The organism is Knoellia flava TL1 (genome assembly GCF_000768675.1).
Taxonomy (GTDB): Bacteria; Actinomycetota; Actinomycetes; order Actinomycetales; family Dermatophilaceae; genus Knoellia; species Knoellia flava.
In genome coordinates this window covers 1-5,663 of record NZ_AVPI01000038.1, presented here as the reverse complement: position 1 = coordinate 5,663, position 5,663 = coordinate 1, and the positions used below count along the sequence as shown (strand labels likewise).

The window sequence follows — 5,663 nt, the reverse complement described above, 5'->3', positions numbered from 1 at the left end:
CACCGGCTTCTCACCGCCGCCGACGACGCCGATCTCGTCATCGGGTCGCGCTGGGTCAAGGGCGGGGAGGTCGTCAACTGGCCGACCCACCGCAAGGTGCTCAGCGTCGGCGGCAACATCTACACCCGCGTCCTGCTCGGGATGGACGTCAACGACGCCACCGCTGGCTACCGGGTCTACCGCGCCGAGGCGTTGCGCCGGCTCGACCTGCACAACGTCGAGTCCGCCGGCTACTGCTTCCAGGTCGACCTCACCCGCCGGGCCGTCCTCGCCGGCCTCACCGTCGTCGAGGTCCCGATCACGTTCGTCGAGCGCGAGATCGGCGACTCCAAGATGGACCAGGACATCGTCCGGGAATCACTCGCCCGCATCACCGTGTGGGGCGTTCAGCGCCGCGGCGACCAGCTGAGGGAACGGCTCGCCGGCCGCGCTCGTTGGCACAGGTTGTGAACCACCCGATCGGCTCCACCCCCTATGCGCGACGTCAGCGTCGGCCCCGCTGGCTCACCTTCGTGCTCGTTGGGCTCGTCCTCGCCCCGATCATCGAGATCACGGTGCTCGTCCTCGTGGGCAAGGCGATCGGCATCGGCTGGACGATCCTCGCGCTGCTCGCGCTCACCCTGTTCGGGACGTGGCTCATGCGCCGGGAGGGCTCCCGCACGTGGAAGGCCCTGCGCGAGGCGTCGAGAACGGGGCGGATGCCCAGCCGCGAGATCGCGGACAACGCCCTCGTCCTCATCGGCGGTGCGTTCCTGCTCCTGCCGGGCTTCGTCAGCGACGTCATCGGCCTCTTCTTCGTCCTGCCCTTCATCCGCGTGTTCGCACGGCGGCTGCTCGAGGCCTTCGTCTCCAGCCGTGTCCTCGTGGCCGTGCCCTTCCCGGGCCGTGGCCCTGGTGGCAACGGACCGGGACCCCAGGGGACGATCCGTGGCGAGGTCGTCGACTGACCTCCCGCAGCTGACTGCCCCACGGCGAGGGACCCGCCCCGCCGTGGGGCATCCACTCGTGAAAAGCGTCCGAAACGCACGTATGCCGTGTGCCCGAGCGGGCACACGGCATACGTCGTCTGTGGGGGAAGAACCGCGTCAGGCGGACTTCTTCTTGCCCGGCTTCTCGCCGCGCGACGCGCGCAGGAGGGTGAGGCGCTCCTCGAGAAGCTCCTCGAGCTCGGGGATGGAGCGGCGCTCGAGCAGCATGTCCCAGTGCGTGCGGACGTGCTTGACCGGCTTGGCCTCGGGCTCGGGGCCGCCGCCCTGGAGCTTGGCCTCCTCGCCGCAGCGGCACTCCCAGACCGACGGGATCTCGGCCTCGATCGAGAACGGAAGCTCGATCTTGTGGCCCTGGGGGCACAGGTAGGTCGTGATCTGTCGCTCGCTCGGAACGACGTTCTCATCCGTCTCCATGCTGAGGGCGCCGAGTCGGCTGCCGCGCAGGCTGCGTTCTGCCATGGGGTTACTCCCAACGAAATCGTGGATCCCGGCGGAAGGGTCCGTGCGCCGGGTGTCACAGGGTGAAACGGATGAGGAACACTCGTTGTTCCGAAGGCAGCAACCGACGTCACTGCCGCCTGGCAGGGCTCGTTTCCCCCGTGTGACCGATCGCGCCGTGAACGGCGCGACATATCAGTCTAGCGGATTCAGAGGACTGCCGGCACCTCGTTGCCGGCCTCACGGATGCCGCGCCTCATGTCGACCTTGGAGAGCAGCACGCCGCCGAGCACGAAGAAGACGAGGAGCGCGAGGATCGCGGGGCGGTAGGAGTCGGTGAGCTGGTGCACGAGACCGAAGATCACGGCCCCGAACCAGCTCGTGCCGCGCTCGAGTGCCTGGTAGAGGCTGAAGAACTCGGCCTCGCGGTCGCGGGGGACGAGCTGGGAGTACATCGAGCGGCTCAGCGCCTGGGTGCCACCCATGACGAGGCCGATGCCGACGCCGAGGGCGAAGAGTGCGGCGAGGGCCTTCTCGGGGACGAAGAAGGCCGCCACGATGACGAGGACCCACATGACGATCCCGCCGAGGACCGTCCGCCACGCGCCGAGCCGGCGGGCGATGCGACCGAAGACGAGGGCGCCGCCGAACGCGACGAACTGGACCATGAGGAAGAGGGTGAGCATCGTCGTCTCGGAGAAGCCGAGCTCAGCCGTGCCGTAGAGGCTCGACTGGCCGATGACGGTCTGGATGCCGTCGTTGAAGAACATGTAGGCGACGAGGAAGAGCAGCGTCTGGCGCAGCCCCAGCAGGTGCCGGAAGGTGTCGGAGAGCTGACGAAGCGTGCCTCCGACGACTCCGGCCTTCGCCGCCACGACGGGCTTCTCGACGCCGCGCATCTGCCACATGCCGATGACGGGGATGAGCGTGAACAGGCCCCACCACAGGCCGGCCATGAGCATGCTGAGGCGAACGGTCTGCCCCACCTCGTCGTCCTCGGCCCCACTGAGCATGAGGAAGTTCACGGCGAGGAGGAGGCCACCGCCGAGGTAGCCCAGGGCCCAGCCGCGTGAGGACACCTTGTCCCGGTCGTCCGGGTGGGCGATGCGCACGAGGATCGCGTCGTAGACGACGAGCGAGGCGCCGAGGGCGATGCTCGCGACCATGAGCAGGACCACGCCGAGCTGCCAGTTGGTGCCTTCGACGAAGAACATGAGCGAGGCTGCGGTCGCGCCGATGCCGGCGAAGAGGGCCATGAGCCGCGCCGGACGCTTCGTCCGGTCGGCGATGGCGCCGACGAAGATGAGCAGCAGTGCGCCGACGAAGGTCGAGAAGCCGACGGTGTAGGGGTGCAGGGAGCCCGGGTCGATGGGCAGCCCGAGGACGTTGAGGTCGGTCGTGCAGTCGGCGCCGTCGGGCAGTCCCGGGCAGGCCGCCTCGGTCGCGATCGCCGTGAGGTAGGGGCCGAAGAGGACGGTGGCCGTCGTCGTGACGAACGCCGAGTTCGCCCAGTCGTACCAGTACCACGGCCGCTGGTAGCGGGCCGTGTCCGCGTACTCGTCGATGGAGGGGTCGGCCGACTGCGTCGTCATGAGCCGAACTGTGGCACACCGGGGACCGCGCGAGGGCGAGTACGCCTACTCAACGCAGCGTGTCGGCGTCAGCCCGCGAACTCCCAGTGCCACGGCTCCGGGGTGGCCCCGCCGGGACCTGCCCAGCTCGGGTGGAACCAGCCGTAGAGAGGAGCGTTCTGCTTCATCCAGAGGTGGGCCGGGGAGCCGAAGTTGTTGATGCCGCCGCAGAGGTCGAGGGCCATGCCGAGGCCGTGGCGGCTCGTGCCCGGACGGGCGGCGAACCGGCCGCGCTTGGCCTTGGTGACGTACTGCTGGCTCAGCGTCCGGTAGGAGTCGGTGACGCAGATCGGGCTGCCGGTCTGGCGGGCGTAGGCCTGGCTCATCGCGTTGAAGGCCGCGGCGGCCCGTGGCGAGAGCATCTCACCGGGCGCCTGCCACAGCGGGCAGAGGGCGCTCGTCGGGAAGAGCCCGTTGGGGTAGTTCGTGGACGCCGTCGTGCAGGGCTTCCCGATTCCCGAGGTCGTGATCGCGGACCCGAGGACGTCGACGAGCTTGGCGTAGGCGGCCTTCGCCGCCGGAGTCTGTATGCCGGCGAGGTAGGCGGCGATGGGACCGGCCTTCGCGACGTCGGCGGAGTGCGACTTCTGGAGCGCGGCGAGCTTGGTCTGCTGGGTCTTGACGAGCGTGTCGAGGGCTGCCTTCTCGCGCACGATCGTCGCGGCCGCGTCGGTGGCCGCCTTCTGCGCGTCGGCGCGGACCTCGGTGAGGTGGTTCTGGCGGGCGGTCAGCGTGCGGACCTCGTCGACTGCGCGGACCCGCTGGTCGGTGAGGTAGGAGAGGTCGCCGAGGGGGTCACCGACCTCGGCCTCCTCCGCCCGCATGGCGTCGAGGACCGACAGCAGCTCGCCGCTGCTGCCGCCCTCGGAGTAGGCCTGGAAAGCCCATTCGCGCACGATGGCTCGAGCGCGGTCGAGGCGGCCCTGGAGGACTCCCAGCTCGACCTTGGCCTGGGCGGCGGCGGCCGTCGCGGCCGCCTCGGTCGTGCGGGCCGTGGTGAGCGACTCGAGCAACGTGTTGGACTGCGCGGCGAGGCCCTGGAGCTCCTTGAGGGCGACGGCGAGACCGGTGTTGGAGGCGGTGATCTGGGCCCAGATCTGCTCCGCGGCGGCGACCTGCCTGGCGAGCTCGGTGGTGCTCAGGGTGATGTCTGGGTCGAAGGACCGGGGTCCGTCGTCCGTCTCGCCCGGAGCCGGGGGCTCCCACGGGAGCCGCGGGGTGGGCGTCGGCGTGCCCGTCGGCCGGGGCGTCGATGTCGGCCGGGGCGTGGCCGTCGGCTGCGGGGTCGTCGATGGGGGTGTGGTGGGCGTCGGGGCCGCCGTCGTGGGCTCGGGGGTCGGAGTCGGCGTCGGCTCCTGCGTGGGCTCCGGGGGTGTCGGCGTCGGTGTCGGTGTCGAGGGCTCGGACGTGACGGCCGGCGTCGGCTCGGTCGTCGGCTCCGCCACGGCGGCGCTCATGCCCATGGCGACGAGGGCTGCCGTGGCAGCGGCGCCTGTCGCGAACCGCGACAGTCTCGTGCGATGCATGCTGGAGTCACTTCCCGGAGCCCGAGACGTCGCCGGCTCCTGCGCAGTCCGGGCCGTGCGACCCGGCTTTCCTCCGCAACAGCCTAGAGGGTGGCTTCTGGGCTGTCAGCCGTTCGGTGCTGCTTCGATCGCCTTGAGGACCGCATCCGCCAGTGTCCTGTGGCCTGTGTCGTTGGGGTTCGTCCCGCTCGCGACCATGAGGTCGGGCTTGCCCACAAGAGGCTGTCCGGTGTCGAGGTACGTCACGCCGGAGGACTTCGCTGCCGCGATGACGGCGTCGGTCACCGTCTTCAGGGACTCCGGCTGCGGTCGCAGGTCCCACCACGGGTTGACGACGTAGATGTCGGCGTCGGGCAGTTCCTTCTCCAGCGCGGCCAGCGTCGCGGTCGCCGCCTTCGCGACCTGCTCCGGGTCCGTTCCGGTGTCGTTGCCACCACCGGTGACGACGACGACGGACGGCTTGGCCGCGACCACCGACGGCACGGAGTCCTCGAAGTTGGGGCATGCCGTGTCCCCACAGGAGCCCTCGGGACCCGTGCGCACGTAGCCGGTGCGCGTGTGACCCAGGTTGACCTCCTTGAGACCGAGCTCGACCGCCACCAGGGCGGTCCAGCGCCGGTCGGGACGTGAGGCGCTCTTGCCCTCGGCGACCGAGTCGCCCAGGAACACGACGGGCCCGACGGCCGTCGAGGAGGGTGTCGGGGAGGGGGTCGCGGCGGACGTGGGTGCGGTCGACCGGGTCTGCGGGGCGGAGACCTCGGGACCTCGGCTTCGAAGGGAGAACCCGACGAGCACGAGGGTGAGAACCAGCAAGCCTGCCATCAGGCCGTTCTGCAACCGCTCGTTCATGGGGTGCAGTGTTCCACGTGCGCGTCCCGATGCCCGTGACGTGGACCTGTCCGGTGTCGGGCGCCGACCGGACAAGGCACGGTCGTCCTGTTGCCGAGGTGTTCCGGCACCGCGAGGGTGACAACGGCTCGTGGACCACCGTCGCTTCACTAGGAGCAAGTCATGCCTCTCCGTCTGCCCAGATCGACCCCGCTCGTCGCCACCGCCGCGGCGCTCGCGCTCGCGGCGCC

Annotated in this window: 6 protein-coding genes; 2 read left to right on the top strand and 4 right to left on the bottom strand. The window is 70.2% G+C overall.

Features of this window, described 5'->3' with window-relative positions:
* On the top strand, window positions 1-450 hold a 450-nt coding region (locus tag N798_RS18415; RefSeq protein WP_035948867.1), incomplete at its 5' end, for a glycosyltransferase family protein.
* The gene (locus tag N798_RS12225; RefSeq protein WP_229708261.1) at window positions 447-947 is read left to right on the top strand and encodes an FxsA family protein; all 501 of its coding nucleotides are present in this window, start codon (window positions 447-449) and stop codon (window positions 945-947) included. The genes N798_RS18415 and N798_RS12225, both read left to right, overlap by 4 nt.
* A 138-nt stretch (window positions 948-1,085) precedes the next feature.
* Here the strand turns inward: N798_RS12225 and N798_RS12220 are convergent, their stop codons facing one another.
* The 4 genes from N798_RS12220 to N798_RS12205 form a co-directional block, all read right to left on the bottom strand.
* Complete coding sequence (locus N798_RS12220) at window positions 1,086-1,448, bottom strand: RNA polymerase-binding protein RbpA (protein WP_035948866.1); 363 nt, start codon at window positions 1,446-1,448, stop codon at window positions 1,086-1,088.
* Between the two features lie 188 nt (window positions 1,449-1,636).
* Window positions 1,637-3,019 (bottom strand): MFS transporter, encoded by a 1,383-nt coding sequence (locus tag N798_RS12215; protein WP_035948865.1) that lies wholly within the window; start codon window positions 3,017-3,019, stop codon window positions 1,637-1,639.
* Between the two features lie 68 nt (window positions 3,020-3,087).
* On the bottom strand, window positions 3,088-4,584 hold the full coding sequence (locus N798_RS17460; protein ID WP_156971726.1) for a M15 family metallopeptidase: 1,497 nt from the start codon (window positions 4,582-4,584) through the stop codon (window positions 3,088-3,090).
* A gap of 105 nt (window positions 4,585-4,689) precedes the next feature.
* Window positions 4,690-5,433: an SGNH/GDSL hydrolase family protein gene (locus N798_RS12205; protein ID WP_035948864.1), complete on the bottom strand. Its 744-nt coding sequence runs from the start codon at window positions 5,431-5,433 to the stop codon at window positions 4,690-4,692.
* Between the last annotated feature and the right edge of the window lie 230 nt (window positions 5,434-5,663).

Excerpts from the sequence above, each read along its gene's own strand:
- N798_RS12220 (WP_035948866.1), bottom strand. The coding sequence starts at position 1,448 with ATGGCAGAACGCAGCCTGCGCGGCAGCCGACTCGGCGCCCTCAGCATG.
- N798_RS12215 (WP_035948865.1), bottom strand. The coding sequence starts at position 3,019 with ATGACGACGCAGTCGGCCGACCCCTCCATCGACGAGTACGCGGACACG.
- N798_RS17460 (WP_156971726.1), bottom strand. The coding sequence starts at position 4,584 with ATGCATCGCACGAGACTGTCGCGGTTCGCGACAGGCGCCGCTGCCACG.
- N798_RS12205 (WP_035948864.1), bottom strand. The coding sequence starts at position 5,433 with ATGAACGAGCGGTTGCAGAACGGCCTGATGGCAGGCTTGCTGGTTCTC.